Source organism: Acinetobacter sp. V89_7 (genome assembly GCF_029967895.1).
GTDB lineage: Bacteria > Pseudomonadota > Gammaproteobacteria > Pseudomonadales > Moraxellaceae > Acinetobacter > Acinetobacter soli.
On record NZ_JASCAJ010000023.1, the window covers coordinates 1 to 16,618 of the forward strand.

The window sequence follows — 16,618 nt, forward strand, 5'->3', positions numbered from 1 at the left end:
GCGGGAGCTGGATTTGAACCAACGACCTTCGGGTTATGAGCCCGACGAGCTACCAGACTGCTCCATCCCGCATCAACGTGCAAATATTATATACATTCATTGAAAAAAGTCAATCTTTCAACCAATGCTCCAATTTGACTTTGCAACTCAAATTGAAAATGGTAGCGGGAGCTGGATTTGAACCAACGACCTTCGGGTTATGAGCCCGACGAGCTACCAGACTGCTCCATCCCGCATCAACACACACTTTGTGTGGCAAAAAGTTTGCACCAAGATTTTTAATATCTTAGCCTGTTGTGTGTCTCACAAACAGTGCAACTTTTCTGGTGAAGCGAACTATAGAGAGTTAAACCCACCCTGTCAACCAATGATTCCGATTATTCAGCTTTACACTCACCAAACGCCCAATTATCGAACAACACCGTATAATTTACACTCAAAATCGCGATTTTTTATCTGGTAAGCGCACATTTTCTTGGTGTTAAGGATGTTGTGGCCTATTTCGGGTTTTGATTTATTTTGATGTGTAATTCTTAAGATCAGATCCCGTTACACGGCGCATCATCTTCTGATCAGCACCTAACAAGAAATTAGGATTATATTTTTAATTTACACAAACAAAAAAAGGTATCTTATAAAAGATACCTTTTTTTAATCTCAGGATGTTCGCATTCAATGCGACTCCTTCAACTGCTGCATACACCAATCATCAAATGACTTGAAGATTGGTGCGGAAGGGGGGACTTGAACCCCCACGCCCGAAAGCACTACCACCTCAAGGTAGCGTGTCTACCAATTCCACCACCACCGCAGCTTGTGGCAGGAATTCTAGTCGCTTCTTACACAAAAATAAAGAGCAATTTTCAATTATTGACTCGACTTAGGTGCATTTGGCGAAGTTTCAGGCGTTGTTGCAGGAGCTGAGTTTGTTGTTTGTACAGATTTTAAGCTATAAGCATCTGTAGTTTGTTTTTTCGCAAAGACGGCCAAGCTTAAACTGGTCACAAAAAACAATGCCGTTAAGATTGCCGTCACGCGGGTCAGGAAGTTACCTGAACCTGAAGCACCAAATACGGTTGCAGCACCGCCGCCACCAAAAGATGCACCGGCATCAGCGCCTTTACCGTGTTGAATCAATACGAGACCAATAATCATAACGGCCAAGATGATATGTACAACCAACACAAATGTATGCATGCTGACCTCCTATTGTTGTGTTTGGGCAAATGCCTGAGCGATTTGATAAAATGATTCGGCATTGAGGGAAGCCCCGCCAACCAAAGCGCCATTGATATCAGCGCAGGCCGCCAACTCTACTGCATTCTCAGGTTTAACACTACCACCATAAAGTAACGCAATTTGTGCGCCTGCTGGGGTAATCTGACATAAACCTTCACGAATTTTGGCATGAATGGCTTGCGCATCTTCTGGTGATGCCGTCCGCCCTGTTCCAATTGCCCAAATTGGCTCGTATGCAATCACGATTTGCGACTGCCATTGCTCGGCACTAACCACAGAGGCGATATCACAGATTTGCTGCAACACCACTTGCTCAGCCTGCCCTTGCTCACGCTGTTCAAGGCTTTCACCGACGCAATAAATCACCGTCATACCTGCTTGTAAAGCATGCGTCATTTTTTGTTTTAAAATTTCAACCTGGTCACCGAGCAGTTCGCGACGCTCAGAATGCCCGATCAAAACATACTGAATCTGACTGTCGGTAAGTAAATCTGCACTGACCTCGCCAGTATAGGCGCCTGTGCCTGCAAATCGTGAGACGTCTTGGGCAACGGTTGCCACTGCACGGTTCGCACTGGCCAGCTCGCTTTGAATACGCGTCAAGGCGATTGAGATTGGCGCCACACCAATATGACAGTGCTGCTCAGAAATTGGCTGTTGCTTTAATAAATCTTTAAATTGTTGTACAAGTTGAATGGCAGTAGATTGTTGAGGATTCATTTTCCAATTGCCGACAACCCAAGGAATAATAGTCGAGCCCGACATATTGCTAACCTTTCTTCAAAAATGCAGCTCATTCTACACGGATTTTAAGCGAAATTAGAACGATTTCTTTTACATCGCATGTGTAAAGCGATCGACCTTTTTGCACCATAATTGTTAGATACAAGACAATTCAACAATTCCCAGTAACAAAATAGACGCGTTGATGTATGGAAAGCTGACTGTACAGGGTGGTATTTTTTCTGTGGCGCCGTATAATTTTCTATATACAAATTATAATGATATCAATGTTACAAGGCAGTCCCATGTCATTAGTTACCGCATCACCTAAATTTTCAGGATTCATTCGGCGCCTTGTCGAAGAAGGTCATATTGATGCACACGACATGCAAATGGCTCAAGAGAGCGCCAAAAAAAACAAGCAAGATATTGTTCCTTATTTGATCGACCATTATGCCATTACCCCGATCACCATTGCTGAAACCATCTCGGTCGAGTTTGGCGAACCGCTATTTGATCTGGATGTTTTTGATCCTGCGCTGATTCTCAAAGATCGTATCGATGAAAAGCTGATTCGCAAGTATCGTGTAATGCCGTTGGTTCATCGTGGGCATGTGCTCTATGTCGCAACCTGCAATCCGACCAATCTTGAAGCGATGGATGCCATCCGTTTTAACAGCAAACTCAAAGTCGAACCGATTATTGTAGAACACGATAAGCTTGAGCGACTGTTAAACGAATATTTCCCCGAAGATAGCCGTTTTAACTTTGACACCGAAGATTTTGATCTGGATCTGGAGGTGAATTCCCCCACTTCAGATGACGACGACGATGAAGAAATCAGTAAAGATGAAGCCCCGGTGGTCAAATACATCAATAAATTACTGATTGATGCCATTCGTATGAATGCATCAGACTTACATTTTGAACCTTATGAAAAAATGTATCGGGTCCGTTATCGGGTCGATGGTGTACTTCGTTTAATTGCAACACCACCCTTACAACTGGCTACCCGACTGGCCTCGCGTTTGAAAGTGATGTCTCAAATGGATATTTCGGAAAAGCGTGTTCCGCAAGATGGTCGTATTAAACTGAAACTGTCGAAAACCAAAACCATCGATTTTCGGGTCAACTCCCTACCGACCCTATTTGGTGAAAAGATTGTACTGCGGATTCTGGATCCTGCGAGCGCGATGCTGGGTATCGATGCACTGGGCTACGAGCCTGAGCAAAAAGCATTGTTTACCGAAGCGCTGAATCGACCACAAGGCATGCTGCTGATTACCGGCCCTACGGGCTCGGGGAAAACCGTATCGATGTATACCGGCTTAAATATTCTCAATACCGAACATGCCAATATTTCTACCGCCGAAGACCCAGTCGAGATTAATCTTGAAGGTATTAATCAGGTCAATGTAAATCCCAAAGTCGGCCTGACCTTTGCTGCGGCATTACGCTCTTTTTTACGTCAAGACCCTGATATCATTATGGTGGGGGAAATTCGTGATTTAGAAACCGCAGAGATTGCCATTAAAGCGGCTCAAACCGGTCACTTGGTGATGTCGACACTGCATACCAATAACGCTGCCGAAACACTTACACGCCTGAGAAGCATGGGGGTGGCGACCTTTAATATCGCCACCTCGGTCAATCTGGTGATTGCGCAGCGCCTTGCCAGACGCCTGTGTAATCAGTGTAAACGGCGTATCGACGTGCCACGTGCCAGTTTACTCGAAATGGGATTTACCGAAACCGATTTAGATGCTCCAGACTTTCAGATCTATGAACCGGTGGGGTGTAAAGAATGTCGGGAGGGCTACAAAGGACGTGTGGGCATTTATGAAGTCATGAAAATTACACCAGAAATCTCAAGAATTATTATGCAAGACGGCAATGCACTTGAAATTGCAGCAGCCGCTGAACAGCTTGGATTTAGCAACTTACGCCGTTCTGGCTTAAAAAAAGTGATGCAGGGGGTCACATCGTTACAGGAAGTCAATCGTGTGACGAATGAAGAATAACGGGGCAAAGCAAGGATCATCTGATGGCAGCAAAAAAAGTACAAACAGTGCCCACTTTCGCGTATGAAGGTGTTGATCGCAAGGGGATCAAACTTAAAGGGGAGCTTTCTGCCCGTAATATGGCATTGGCCAAAGTCACCTTGCGTAAACAAGGCATTACCATTCGAACCATTCGTGAAAAGCGCCGCAACCTGCTTGAAGGACTATTTAAGAAAAAAGTTAAACCGCTCGATATCACGATTTTTACTCGCCAGTTGGCAACCATGATGAAAGCAGGTGTACCGCTGGTTCAGGCCTTTGAAATTGTCGCTGAGGGCTTGGATAATCCTGCCATGCGCGAGGTGGTACTCGGACTCAAAACAGATGTCGAAGGAGGCAATACTTTTGCTGGTGCGCTGCGCAAATATCCGCAGCACTTCGATAATCTGTTTTGCTCTCTAATTGAGTCGGGTGAACAATCGGGTTCGCTTGAAACCATGCTAGAGCGAGTTGCGGTATATAAAGAAAAAAGTGAAGTATTAAAGCAAAAAATCAAAAAAGCCATGAAGTATCCGGCTATGGTAATTGTGGTCGCGATCGTGGTGACCATTATTTTGATGGTGAAAGTGGTTCCGGTATTTAAAGATTTATTTACCTCATTTGGCGCAGACTTGCCAGCTTTTACCCAGATGGTGGTGAACATGTCCAACTGGATGCAGTCTTACTGGATATTGCTCATTTTCATTATCGGTGCGGTGATTGCTGGCTTTTTAGAGGCACGTAAACGCAGCAAAACTTTTCGTGATCGTCTAGATCAACTTGTGCTTCGTCTGCCGATTGTAGGTGATCTGGTCTATAAAGCCATTATTGCCCGTTATAGTCGTACCCTTGCCACCACTTTCGCAGCGGGTGTCCCACTGATTGATGCGTTGGCATCTACCGCAGGTGCAACCAATAACAGTATTTATGAACGTGCTGTGCTTAAAATTCGTGACGATGTGTCTACAGGCCAGCAGCTTCATTTTGCTATGCGCGTGTCGAATCGTTTTCCCACCATGGCCATTCAAATGGTGGCCATTGGTGAAGAATCCGGGGCACTAGATGAAATGCTGGACAAAGTTGCCAATTATTATGAAAGTGAAGTGGATCACGCGGTAGACGGACTTACATCGATGATGGAACCCTTGATTATGGCGATTCTGGGCATTTTAGTGGGTGGTCTGGTGATTGCAATGTATCTTCCGATTTTCCAAATGGGTTCAGTGGTGTAATGTCTGATATCTTCTCGTATTTTATTGCCAATTCGGCTGCGCTTTATCTCGCGATTGGCATCTTAAGTCTGTGTATTGGCAGCTTTTTAAATGTGGTGATCTACCGCACACCCAAAATGATGGAGCAGGAATGGACACAAGAGTGTCAGTTGTTGCTGCATCCAGAACAGGTCGTAATTGAAACCGAAAAGCTCAGTCTAAGTTCACCTGCATCTTCATGTCCGCATTGTCATGCGCCAATTCGCTGGTATCACAATATTCCAGTGCTAAGCTGGCTGGCTTTACGCGGGAAATGTCATGCGTGTGACCACCCGATTACAATCCGCTACCCCGCCATTGAAGTGCTTACGCTGCTGACCTCACTGACTGTGCTGATGGTTTTGGGGCCAACGCTTAAAATGTTGTTTGGGCTAGTGCTCACTTGGATGTTAATTGCGCTGACCTTTATCGACTTTGATACTCAGCTTTTACCAGATCGCTATACCCTCACCCTTGCAGGATTAGGCTTGGCCATCAATAGCGCGCATGTGTATGTTTCTCCCAATGAGGCCATCTGGGGCTATGTCATCGGCTTTTTGTGTTTATGGGTGGTGTATTACCTGTTTAAACTGCTCACCAAAAAAGAAGGCATGGGATACGGCGATTTCAAACTACTGGCAGCGCTGGGGGCTTGGATGGGGCCGCTAATGCTGCCGCTGATTGTGCTGTTGTCGTCGTTTGTGGGGGCGATTATTGGTGTTGTACTTTTGCGTATTCGCAAGCAAAATCAGCCTTTTGCATTTGGTCCCTTTATTGCCATTGCGGGCTGGATTGCCTTTTTATGGGGAGATGCAATTATGCGGGTATATTTAGGAGGATGAGCATGCCGTACATCGTGGGGCTTACAGGTGGAATCGGAAGTGGTAAATCGGCTGCCAGCCAATGGTTTGAACATCAAGACATTGATGTGGTCGATGCCGATGTGGTCGCACGTGAAGTTGTTCAACCGGGACAACCCGCACTGGAAAAAATTGCACAGCACTTTGGTGACTGGGTTTTGCAGGCAGACGGTCAACTGGATCGCCGCGCCTTACGTGACTATATTTTTCAGCATCCGGAGGCACGCCAACAGCTCGAAGCCATTACCCACCCTATCATCCGACAATCGATTTTGTCGCAATTGCAACAGGCACAGAGTGCGTATGTGATTCTGGTTTCGCCGTTATTGTTTGAAACCGGTCAAGATCGAATGACCCATCGCAATCTGCTGGTCGATGTGAGCGAAGCCACCCAACTGAAAAGAGCCAGCCAACGCGATGCGCAATCGACCGAACAGATCCAGAAAATTATAGCCACACAAATGCCGCGTTCTGAAAAATTAAAACGCGCAGATGATGTGGTACACAATGAAGGCACGCTCGATGAGCTGTATCAGCAATTGATGCGTTTACACACCGATTATTTAACACGCTCGCCTGATTGATTTTTCTGCTTTTCAAGCTCTCGGGTGAGCGTGTCTTTCAAGCGCCAGCGCCACGGCTGCAACGCGCCTATTCCCATTCCAATTAGACCAAACAAAAGCGATAGACTCAGCGGCTCATGAAGTAAGGGAACAGCAATCAATGCCGCCAAAAATGGTGCCAAGTTGACGATACTGCCCGCTTTAAACGCACCTAAACGTTCAATCGCGGCAATATAGGTCAGTGTGGCCAAAATCACCACAAATACACCATGGAACAGCCCCTGCACCACTAAGTGAAGCGGCTCAACCTGATCAAAATGTTTGGGCAGAAACAACGCATAAACGGGTAAATAAAATAATGTCGACCAGATGGCTACGCTGGTCATGGCATGCCATGCGCTCAGCTTCCATTGCTTGAGCAAGATGGTAAAAACTCCCCACCACATTGCGCTACATACAAAAAGCATATCACCAACGCCAAAACCACTATGATTTTGGCGAAGCATCAATACGCTCATCAGGCCAATTGAAGCCAGAATAATGCAAAAGCTCAGCCATGTATGGCGGTCAAAGGGCTGCCCAAACAGCACAAAGGCTGCAATGGCTGTCCATAACGGCATGGTGCCATTTAAAAAAATCGCGGCATGTGCGGCGGGTGCATACAAAAACGCACTATAAACCGTCAGGCAATAGCCCACACCGCCAATCAGTGCCAAAATCATGGCTTTGGGCTGCCATAAAAAGGCCCAGTCTTTTTTGTAGATCAGTATAGGCACCAACAGACAAAAGGCGATTGCAAAACGCATTGCCACAATGTCCCAGGCACTGATATGCCACTGGGCATTGAGTCGAGAAAAAATCGTGAAGCCACCCCAAATACACATGGTAATGGCCACATAACCGTACCCTTGTAATCTGGGTGACATGGCAATCTTTAACCTTTGACAATGCCGAATTTAACGCTTAAACCAAACGTTGACGGCAGGCCTCATAGAGCGCCATTCCTGTGGCTACACTCACGTTTAAACTTTGAAGATTTCCCGACATTGGGATATACACGGTTTGGTCACATTGCGACTGCGTGATCGGACGTAAACCGGTATCTTCAGCCCCCATCACAATGGCAACGTTTCCAGAAAAATCATACTCTTGTAAAGGTAATGCTTTTTCATCCAGCATAGTGCCCACAACTTTGACAAAGAACTGCGCTTTAATGTGCGCCAATGTACGTGCCAAATTGGTAACCTGAATAAACTTCACTTTTTCTGCGCCACCAGCAGCGACTTTACGTGCAGTGGGTGTGAGTCCGGCAGAACGGTCACGCGGAACAATCACCGCCACCACGCCCATCGCCGCCGCCGTACGGATACATGCACCAAGGTTATGCGGATCGGTGACCTGATCGAGAGCCAAAAGCAAGGCATTGTCTTGCTGATCGAGCAGTTGATCTAAGTCTTTTTCATTTAACACCGGATGTGGGCGTACCGCAGCCACCACGCCTTGATGAAACGGCAAACCAGCCAGTTTTTCCAAGCTATCACGGCTGGCTTTTTGTACACTAATCCCAAATGGTTCGGCCAGCTCTAAAATTTTTTGCAAGCGCTGATCATCTCGGCCTTTGAGTGTAAACAGGGTCAAAACCCGCTCAGGCTCCAACTCCAACAATGACTCCACCGAATGAACGCCATAATAATATTCTGGTTTAGCCATGGTGACCCTCTAAAAGCACAGATAAAAAAATAAAATCCTGTAAAGCCAGCTTCACAGGATTTTTTAACGCGACCATTTTAACTGATTTAACAGCCGATGAGTTAGCCTTCTAAATGACAAACGTAATCTAATACGTCGTCAGTTTCGATTTTAAATAGGCTATTTCCAGGCACATAAAACGATTGTCCGGCACGGAACAATTCACTTTCAGTATTATCGGCAATTTTCACGCGACATTCGCCAGAGATAATTTCCATACGCTCAGGAACATGGGTTTCAAATGTCAGTGGCTGTTCAGTCGGTAAAATCACACCTAATGTTTTTTTTGTACCGTCTTCAAACTGAACGGTGTGACTGATGCATAAACCACCAAAATATACATTTGATTTTTTAATCACACTCACGTGATCAAATTGAGTAGAACTCATGCGTACGTCTCCAAAAAATGTCGCATTTATATGAGGTAATGACAGATGTAGTTTAATTGTGGCGAAATAACTAATCAATCAGTTTTAAACAGGATAAATCTGCAAATTCCATGCCTTTACACGGATCTGCGCCGCATATAATTCTGGCAAATGTAGATCGATTGATCCAGATTCATCCACCGTGGCGCGGTACTGACACACAATTTGCTTTTTATTGTTGTATAAAATCCATTGAATTTGGCGGGCCATTGAATCAGGCACAGTTACGTTGACCACTGCACTCGATTCATTCATTCCCACATGCGCGTGTCGGGTCAGTGTTACTGGCGTATCTTGCTTTTGATCGCCTGGAAATGCTTCGGCAGAAGGGTCAAATCCATATCGATCATGAGTCATAACACTCTGACATAAGGTTGGCCAGATACAATAACGTAAAAAATGCTGATCCATGACCCGCGTATTCAGATAACGTCCGGAATGAATATAATCACTAATCAAAGCTTCAACCTGATGAAAAACGCCTGTACATCCACCCCACATCCCCGCCAAGATTAATTCGGTGTGCGAATAGTAATCTCGCATAACATGAAACCAGCGGTCACTGTCCAGCCATTGCTGAACGGCTGCAACCTCTCGTGGTGAAATCAGTGAATCGGCATCGCGGATTAAAAAGCGTTTAACTTGCGGATCATCCATCACCAAAAAGCGCCAGAACAACCCTGAAATCTGAGCCTGAGTCTCGGTCACTTTAATGAGCTGTGCACCATGCTGGCTTAATCGCTGCAAAATGGGTGTCGGCACTGAATCATCGACATAAAAGCGGCAGCGCCAATTTGGATAGAGTTCTTTGGCTCGAATAACATTTAATACTGCGGTTTCACAATAACGCGGATGATCTCCAAATAATGAAAATGAAATAATATTCTGGTTAGGATTTTCTACCAGAAAGCGTTCGGGTGCTGCTTGTGGCAGTGTCAATTTTGGTTCTTGGCTTGCCTGTTGCTGTTTACGCTCAATAGCAAGACGGCCAAAGTGCTGCATGTCTTGCGCGCGGTTAAGCGCAAAACAGACTTCACAGAGTCCGTCATAAATATTGGGATCGACAGATCCGTTGCTTAACGTAATGGCGTGCTGATAATGCGCATAAGCATCTAAATAACGCTTTAACTGAAGTTCTGTGTAGGCCAAATCCATGTAGGCCACCGGATGCTGAGGCACAAGATCAATCACCTGCCGTACCAGCTCATAGGCCCGCTGATAATCTGCTGCCGCACTTGCACGACGAAATTGTGTCGATAGTGCTGCAAGCTGTTGATTGAGCTGCGCTACTTTTTTTGGCGATTGCGCACTTTTTTGTACAGGTTTAGGTATGGGAAGACGTATTTTCATTTTCTGACTGACAAATCTTGCTATTCTTATAATGGACTTAGAATAACGAATCTCTTGTGACAAGTCCAAAAGTTCACTATCTTAAACATCTTAAACAAAAAACTCTTGGCGCCTTGGATGCGTTTATGCTGACACATTTAACTCTTATCAATTTTGCTTTGGCCGATCACCTTGCCTTGGATATTGAACACGGATTTAACGTTCTGACCGGGGAAACAGGGGCTGGAAAATCATTGCTTTTAGATGCCTTATCAGCAAGTTTGGGCGAGCGTACCGACACCAATTACGTGCGCTATGGGGCAGAAAAAGCCGATATCACCGCAACTTTCAGTTATCGCGAACACAGCGCAGAGGCCGAATGGCTCAAAGAGCATGAACTCGATGATGACTCCGGTGAAATTCATTTGCGTCGCGTCATTTTCGCCACTGGCCGGAGTAAAGCTTGGATTAACGGCCGCCCGAGCAGCTTGTCTGAACTACGTGAGTTGGGGCGCTTGCTGGTACAACTGTATAGTCAGCATAGTCAGCAACAATTACTTGAACCGCCCTATCCCAAACACTGGCTCGATCGTTACTACAACTTTTACACGCCCGCACATGCAGTAAAGCAGGCCTACAATGACTGGCAAAATACTATTCGTCAGCATCAGGCGGCACTAGATGCACAGGCCACCCGCCAGCAGCGCATCGCCACACTGGAATTACAAATTGAAGAACTTGAAGACATAGTCGCAATCGACTACAAAGAGCTTGAACAAGAATTTGATCGACTGAGTCATCATGAACATATCATGCAAGATTGTGGCTATGGTCTAAATTTACTCGATGAGGCTGAGCCGAATATTACCCAAGAATTGGCTTCGTTACTGCGTCGGCTTGAGTCACATGCTGGTCGTAGTGAGCAGTTGTCTGAAATTTATAATTCATTGCTCAATGCACAAAGTGAAATCGACGATGCCACGGCCAATTTACGCCAGTTTATCGACCGCCAAAGCTTCGATCCAGAACGTATGGAAGAACTCAACAGTACCTTGGAAGTCTTTCATCGTCTGGCCCGTAAATATCGCACACAGCCTGAACAGCTCAAACAGGATTATGCACAGTGGCAACTTGAGCTAGATCAATTACATCAACTTGAAGACCCTGAAACACTGGCCGAGCAAGTCGACATTGCCCATCAGGAATTCTTGGAAAAAGCTGAATATCTGGATCAGATTCGTCGTGAAGCCGCGCAACCGCTGGCCAAACAGCTGACCGAGCAAGTGAAACCTTTAGCCTTGCCGGAGGCACATTTCGAATTTAAGTTTGAACCGCTGGAGCAACCGTCTGCCGAGGGCTTAAGCTTCATTCAACTACTCTTTACAGCAAATAAAGGGATTCCACCCCAACCGCTTGCGCGTGTGGCATCAGGCGGCGAGTTGTCGCGCATCGCATTGGTGATGCAAGTGATGAATGCGGAGAAAACCGAAGCCGAAGTCTTGGTCTTCGATGAGATTGACGTGGGTATTAGCGGTGGCACAGCCGAAGTGGTCGGACGACTACTGGCCGATCTGGCGCAGCATGTGCAGTTACTGTGTATCACCCATCAGGCCCAAGTGGCGGCTCAATCCGATCAACATCTGCTGGTCAAGAAACAACAAACCGATCCCGCCAGCAGCACCATCATCGAACTCGATGAACAACAACGCGTTCTTGAACTGGCCCGAATGTCTGGCGGTGTGGAAATTAATGAAACCACGTTACAGCACGCCAGACAGTTAAGACAGCTTAAATTCCAGCATGCCTAGAGATTTGGTCATAGAAATAAATCATGGAAAATGATTGGCGAAATCCATTTACTCTTGTATGTTGATAAGAAGAATCTATCTTTCAAAGCGACCGATTTAAAGGAGAAGCGTCTAGGTGACCAAACAATATTTGACACACCGTTGTCTGATTGCCCCTCCAGAAATGGCCGATGATTTTTTCGCAAATACCGTGATTTATCTGGCACGTCATGATGGTGATGGTGCTCAGGGCCTGATCATCAACCGGCCGTCGGGCATTCAGGTTCGTGAGTTACTCAATGATCTGGACATCGATGCCGATCACGTACAGCCGCATGAAGTTTTGCAAGGTGGGCCATTGCGCCCGGAGGCTGGTTTCGTGTTACATACCGGTCAACCCGTATGGCACTCCTCGATTGCAGTAGGCGAAAACCTATGCATTACCACCAGTAAAGATATTTTGGACGCGATTGCGCATAACGAAGGGGTTGGCCGCTATCAAATTGCGCTGGGTTATGCCAGCTGGACAAAAAACCAGCTTGAAGACGAGATCTCTCGTGGCGACTGGCTGGTCTGCGACGCCGATATGGATCTGATTTTTAACTTACCTTATGACGAACGTTGGGACGCTGCGTATAAAAAACTCGGCGTCGACCGGAACTGGTTATCATCCGAGATTGGTCATGCCTGATATTTCTACACACAGCATGATTATGGCATTCGATTTTGGCACTCAAAAAATGGGAATTGCCATTGGCCAGGCGGCCATCGAAAGCAGCACGCCTTTGGCCCTCTTTCCCATGAAAGACGGCATTCCCAACTGGGAGCAACTGCTTAAAATCGTTCAGGAGTGGAAACCCACATTATTTTTGGTGGGCTTGCCACTGAATATGGATGATAGTGAGTCGGAGCTTTCAGCACGCGCACGTAAGTTTGCCAGACGCTTACGCCATCAAACCAATATCATCACATGGATGGTCGATGAACGTTTAACCACGCGTGAAGCACGCGATGAACTCGATCATTACCACAGTCAGGGGCGCGCCAAAGGGGTGGCGGCCGATAGTCTGGCTGCGGGACTACTGATTCAAAGCTGGTATCGCAACCCGACAGGTATCACGCCTTAATAATGAGGCTCCACATTTTGAGGAGCCTTTTTTTAAGACTTACTTTTGCTGTTCAGACTCGACAATACTGACTGTCGCAGTGCGCCCAGCCACAAACGCCAGTGGATTGTGAGGCGCTTCATCAAGTACGATTTTGACCGGTACACGCTGTGCCAGACGGACCCAAGTAAAAGTCGGATTGACATTGGCCAGCAAGGTTGAACTGGTCGAACGCTCGCGATCTTCAATGCCCGATGCAACCCCCTGAACATGACCTTTGATTTTTTGATCATCTCCCATCAACTGGATCACGGCTTTGTCGCCTACATGAATGTGATTGAGTTTGGTTTCTTCGAAATATCCCACCACATAGAGCTGCTTACGGTCGACCAAGGCGGCTACTGCGTCCCCCGTCTTAACGTAATTTCCCACCTGTAAATCGAAGTTAGACAAGGTGCCATCTGCTGGTGCCACCACCTGTGAGCGATTCAGATTGAGCTGCGCCAGATTTAAATTACTTTGGGCCACATCAATCAACGATTTTTGTTCCGTAATGGTAGCTTCGGCCTGTTCAATAGATGCTTTCATCTGCGCAATCTCGGCACGTGACTGATCACGTGTGGCATAGACCTGATCTTGTTCCTGCTTGGAAATTGCACCATCGAGCAAACTTGAATAACGCGCTGCATTTTTTTCGGCTAAAGCCATATTGGCTTGAGTCTTGGCTAAATTGGCCTTTGCCGCAATCAGGTTGGCTTGTGACTGTGCCAGCCCGGCTTTGGCCTTGGCCAAATCTGATCGTGCCTGTTCAACATCGAGTTGCTGACGCGCCACATCGATTTTAAATAGCACCTGCCCTTTCTTGACGCTCTGGTTATCGTGCACCAAGACTTCAGTGACCAGTCCTGATACATCTGAAGACACCTGAACCACATCGCCACGCACTCGCCCGTCACGTGTCCATGGCGAGGCATTGTAGTAATTCCACAAATGCACAATCACAAAAACCGCGACAATCACCATGATCAGTGTGACCACGGGTCGAACGAATTTGCGTAAATCTACCTTACTCATTGCGTTGTTCCAATTTCACTTAGTAACGATGCTGTCATCGACCAAACTGCCAAAGAAAAATCCAGTGCATGCCCATCAACAGGATGATGTATAAACACAGGTTAAACACACCGGGAAATCCAATCCAGCCTGCTGCAATGAGGCGGTCGGTTCCACGCGTTACGATTTTAAAGACGATAAAGGCACAAATGGCCTGAATCAGAAAGCTCGGAAAGTACACCCCGTATGCATTAAACTCACCCATTGCATTCCCCTTTAGACATCAGCGCGGCTGGTTTATTCTGCTGCACATGAAAAATACTGCTGCGGATGTTGTTCATACTCACTTCAATACGCTGTTTTAAGCTGAGGTTCGGCTCATTTGCCAATACCGTTTCAATCTGTTGTATTTGTGCCAGTAATTTCTCTTGCAAAGCCTGTGGTGTTTCTAATCGTTTTTCCTGATCTTTAAAGCCCCGATCGAGTAACTGTTGAAAACGAAATAACGCCCGTTTTAACTCGGTAGAGCCTGTATCACCGTGCAGTACTTCAGCAATACGGCTCAAATTCACCACAGCACTGGCTTCAATCAGCGCACGATTCATCGCCTGCTTCAGCTCATCAGACTGCACCATTTTGGTATTTAAAATACCGATGCGATCAAGCATGCTGCGTAAATGAACCCGAAAGCGAACCCCATAAGGCAAATATAAAGCTTCGCGCATTGCTTTATAATGTAACGCCAAAATGCGTGTGGCACTGGTCTCGGGAGACATCGCACGAATAAACTGGATCGCTAAAATGGAAATAATCGGCCCCATCACGCCTGCCATGGCCGTGTCCATGAGCACTACCGCATTGGTTGCATAATGGTTTTGCAAATTCAAGCTCATCACAAAGTTAATCAGCATCGGCAGTGCCAATCCCATCAATGCAGGCTGCGGAAACATCGACAGCAAATAAATGGCCATTGGTGCCAGTACAAAGGCCAGTTGCCAAAATTCTTTCACTTCCGGCATGATGATAAAGGCATAAAACACCGTTAACACAGCCGATAAGATCGATCCTTTAATAAATAGCTTAAGCGCAGGCACAGGATTATCGAGCGTCGATAAAATACAGGCACTCACCGCTGTGAGCTGCGCCATCATATAACCGGCATGCCAGCCGCTATAAATCCACAGCAAAAACGAGGCTGCCGTTGCAATACCTGCTGCAATCGAGCTGCGCACAGCAATCCCGTGATCACGATGTAAACTTGGATACTGTGTCGTGAGTGCTGCAATCCGATCCGGAATGCGTTTATCGCCCCGCTGCATACGCGTCCAGAGGAGTTTGATGGTCATGACATTTTGAATAAAATGACGCACATCCATTTGAAAAGCCTGCAACATCACCCGTTGCGAAGGATGAATCAGCTCGAATAAGTGCTGAAAATCCGTTGTAAATTCGGCAGGTAAATGATCTAGCTGATCGTCTTGGATATCCTGCTGCTCACGCAAAAAGCGAACCACATGCGTATGCAGCTGCGGCAAAACCTGACGATAACGTAGATCCAGCTCATCCATTTGTGCGATACGCTCAGACATCGAGACCAGATTGGCCACAATCATGGTGATCTGGTGTAACAGCTCTTGCAACGGTTTGGTCATGCCTCGCAATTCGCCTCGTTCATAGGCCAAATGTACAGCCAAGCCATGAATATCGGAGGTATCACGTGCTACACCTGCAAGCAATTGCGTGTACTGACTACTATGCTGTTCATCTGTCAAAATACGTTCGAATGCTTCGCGGGTATCGTCTAAAGTTTTTTGTACTCGGCGTTGCAGTTGTGTGCCCAGATGCGCTGGAAAAATTGTGGCAGAAACGACAGCACTACAAATCACCGCCACCGAAATTTCCAGAACACGGCTTAAAGCCATATCAAAAACGCTATAAGTATCAATACTGTTGATCGAGCTACAGGCCACCATGGCGGTGGTGTATCCGGCCAGCATAAATACGTAGCTTCGCGGTGTACGATCGAGCAGGGAAATATACAAACACAGTGCAATCCAGAGCGACAACACGAAGGTAAACAGAATCGGCATATCGATCATGTGCGGTGTGAGAAAGATCGCGACCGCACCACCAGCGACCGTACCCAATAAACGATACAGTGCTTTAGACGACACCATACCCGCATAAGGCTGTGCAATGATAATGACGGTGCCCGCGGCCCACATCGGATAAGTCAAATCCAGTGAAAAGGCAATATAGAGCGCGAGCATCATGGCGATAAAGGTTTTGACGGCAAAAATCAAATCCATTCGACTGGGCCGAAACGCCAAGATCTGTTTCCAAAGCATGAATATATCTCTACATCAGACACAGCGGTGCTCAACAACCCCACCACATGGCCTAGATCGAAAACGATAACGATGACTACAAATGTTTTACTATTGTTCTGACGAATCAAAATAATATTCAACATTTTTTAAAGGCGGTTGACC

General features: G+C 46.4%; 16 protein-coding genes and 2 tRNA genes. 7 read left to right on the plus strand and 11 right to left on the minus strand.

Annotated elements, in window-relative coordinates; translation table 11 throughout:
* Positions 1-159 precede the first annotated feature (159 nt).
* The 4 genes from QLG00_RS05485 to tpiA all read right to left on the minus strand — a co-directional run bounded on the left by QLG00_RS05485 (position 160) and on the right by tpiA (position 2,004).
* A tRNA-Met gene (locus tag QLG00_RS05485) sits at positions 160-236 on the minus strand.
* 490 nt (positions 237-726) lie between these two features.
* Positions 727-811 (minus strand) — tRNA-Leu (locus QLG00_RS05490).
* A gap of 56 nt (positions 812-867) precedes the next feature.
* On the minus strand, positions 868-1,197 hold the full coding sequence (secG, locus tag QLG00_RS05495; RefSeq protein ID WP_004932477.1) for a preprotein translocase subunit SecG: 330 nt from the start codon (positions 1,195-1,197) through the stop codon (positions 868-870).
* 9 nt (positions 1,198-1,206) lie between these two features.
* Positions 1,207-2,004, minus strand: coding sequence for a triose-phosphate isomerase (tpiA, locus tag QLG00_RS05500; RefSeq protein WP_004932474.1), 798 nt, complete (start codon positions 2,002-2,004; stop codon positions 1,207-1,209).
* Positions 2,005-2,267: 263 nt separating this feature from the next.
* Between tpiA and pilB the strand changes: the two genes are divergently transcribed.
* From pilB to coaE, 4 genes are read left to right on the plus strand one after another with little or no spacing between them, the layout of a single operon-like run.
* Complete coding sequence (pilB, locus tag QLG00_RS05505; protein ID WP_048765414.1) at positions 2,268-3,983, plus strand: type IV-A pilus assembly ATPase PilB; 1,716 nt, start codon at positions 2,268-2,270, stop codon at positions 3,981-3,983.
* A 23-nt stretch (positions 3,984-4,006) separates the two neighbouring features.
* Entirely contained in the window at positions 4,007-5,233 is a 1,227-nt protein-coding gene (locus QLG00_RS05510) for a type II secretion system F family protein (protein ID WP_004932468.1), read from the plus strand.
* Positions 5,233-6,093, plus strand: a complete 861-nt coding sequence (locus tag QLG00_RS05515; RefSeq protein WP_282470634.1) for an A24 family peptidase — start codon at positions 5,233-5,235, stop codon at positions 6,091-6,093. The genes QLG00_RS05510 and QLG00_RS05515 overlap by 1 nt, the downstream gene beginning before the upstream one ends.
* 2 nt (positions 6,094-6,095) lie before the next feature.
* The gene (gene coaE, locus QLG00_RS05520; RefSeq protein WP_004932462.1) at positions 6,096-6,695 is read left to right on the plus strand and encodes a dephospho-CoA kinase; all 600 of its coding nucleotides are present in this window, start codon (positions 6,096-6,098) and stop codon (positions 6,693-6,695) included.
* On the opposite strand, the gene QLG00_RS05525 is transcribed toward coaE, so the two are convergent.
* The 4 genes from QLG00_RS05525 to QLG00_RS05540 all read right to left on the minus strand — a co-directional run bounded on the left by QLG00_RS05525 (position 6,671) and on the right by QLG00_RS05540 (position 10,201).
* Complete coding sequence (locus tag QLG00_RS05525; RefSeq protein ID WP_282470635.1) at positions 6,671-7,600, minus strand: DMT family transporter; 930 nt, start codon at positions 7,598-7,600, stop codon at positions 6,671-6,673. The genes coaE and QLG00_RS05525 overlap by 25 nt on opposite strands.
* A gap of 37 nt (positions 7,601-7,637) precedes the next feature.
* On the minus strand, positions 7,638-8,384 hold the full coding sequence (gene rlmB / locus QLG00_RS05530; RefSeq protein ID WP_111812680.1) for a 23S rRNA (guanosine(2251)-2'-O)-methyltransferase RlmB: 747 nt from the start codon (positions 8,382-8,384) through the stop codon (positions 7,638-7,640).
* A 101-nt stretch (positions 8,385-8,485) separates the two neighbouring features.
* Positions 8,486-8,812: a pyrimidine/purine nucleoside phosphorylase gene (locus QLG00_RS05535; RefSeq protein ID WP_004932453.1), complete on the minus strand. Its 327-nt coding sequence runs from the start codon at positions 8,810-8,812 to the stop codon at positions 8,486-8,488.
* 84 nt (positions 8,813-8,896) lie between these two features.
* Positions 8,897-10,201 carry a tetratricopeptide repeat protein gene (locus tag QLG00_RS05540; RefSeq protein WP_208476887.1) on the minus strand — a complete coding sequence of 435 codons (1,305 nt, stop codon included), beginning with the start codon at positions 10,199-10,201 and terminating at the stop codon, positions 8,897-8,899.
* A 125-nt stretch (positions 10,202-10,326) separates the two neighbouring features.
* Here QLG00_RS05540 and recN point away from each other — a divergent pair, with 125 nt between their 5' ends.
* The 3 genes from recN (at position 10,327) to ruvX (ending at position 13,094) form a co-directional block, all read left to right on the plus strand.
* Positions 10,327-11,988 (plus strand): DNA repair protein RecN, encoded by a 1,662-nt coding sequence (recN, locus tag QLG00_RS05545; RefSeq protein ID WP_004944003.1) that lies wholly within the window; start codon positions 10,327-10,329, stop codon positions 11,986-11,988.
* Between the two features lie 115 nt (positions 11,989-12,103).
* Positions 12,104-12,658, plus strand: a complete 555-nt coding sequence (locus QLG00_RS05550; RefSeq protein ID WP_004932445.1) for a YqgE/AlgH family protein — start codon at positions 12,104-12,106, stop codon at positions 12,656-12,658.
* Complete coding sequence (gene ruvX / locus QLG00_RS05555) at positions 12,651-13,094, plus strand: Holliday junction resolvase RuvX (RefSeq protein ID WP_048765386.1); 444 nt, start codon at positions 12,651-12,653, stop codon at positions 13,092-13,094. Before QLG00_RS05550 ends, ruvX begins: the two co-directional genes overlap by 8 nt.
* A gap of 39 nt (positions 13,095-13,133) precedes the next feature.
* Here ruvX and QLG00_RS05560 read toward each other — a convergent pair whose 3' ends face one another.
* From QLG00_RS05560 to QLG00_RS05570, 3 genes are read right to left on the minus strand one after another with little or no spacing between them, the layout of a single operon-like run.
* Complete coding sequence (locus QLG00_RS05560; RefSeq protein ID WP_151977759.1) at positions 13,134-14,147, minus strand: HlyD family secretion protein; 1,014 nt, start codon at positions 14,145-14,147, stop codon at positions 13,134-13,136.
* A gap of 34 nt (positions 14,148-14,181) precedes the next feature.
* On the minus strand, positions 14,182-14,391 hold the full coding sequence (locus tag QLG00_RS05565) for a DUF1656 domain-containing protein (RefSeq protein ID WP_004932438.1): 210 nt from the start codon (positions 14,389-14,391) through the stop codon (positions 14,182-14,184).
* Positions 14,384-16,474: an FUSC family protein gene (locus tag QLG00_RS05570; RefSeq protein ID WP_282470636.1), complete on the minus strand. Its 2,091-nt coding sequence runs from the start codon at positions 16,472-16,474 to the stop codon at positions 14,384-14,386. The genes QLG00_RS05565 and QLG00_RS05570 overlap by 8 nt, the downstream gene beginning before the upstream one ends.
* Positions 16,475-16,618 lie beyond the last annotated feature (144 nt).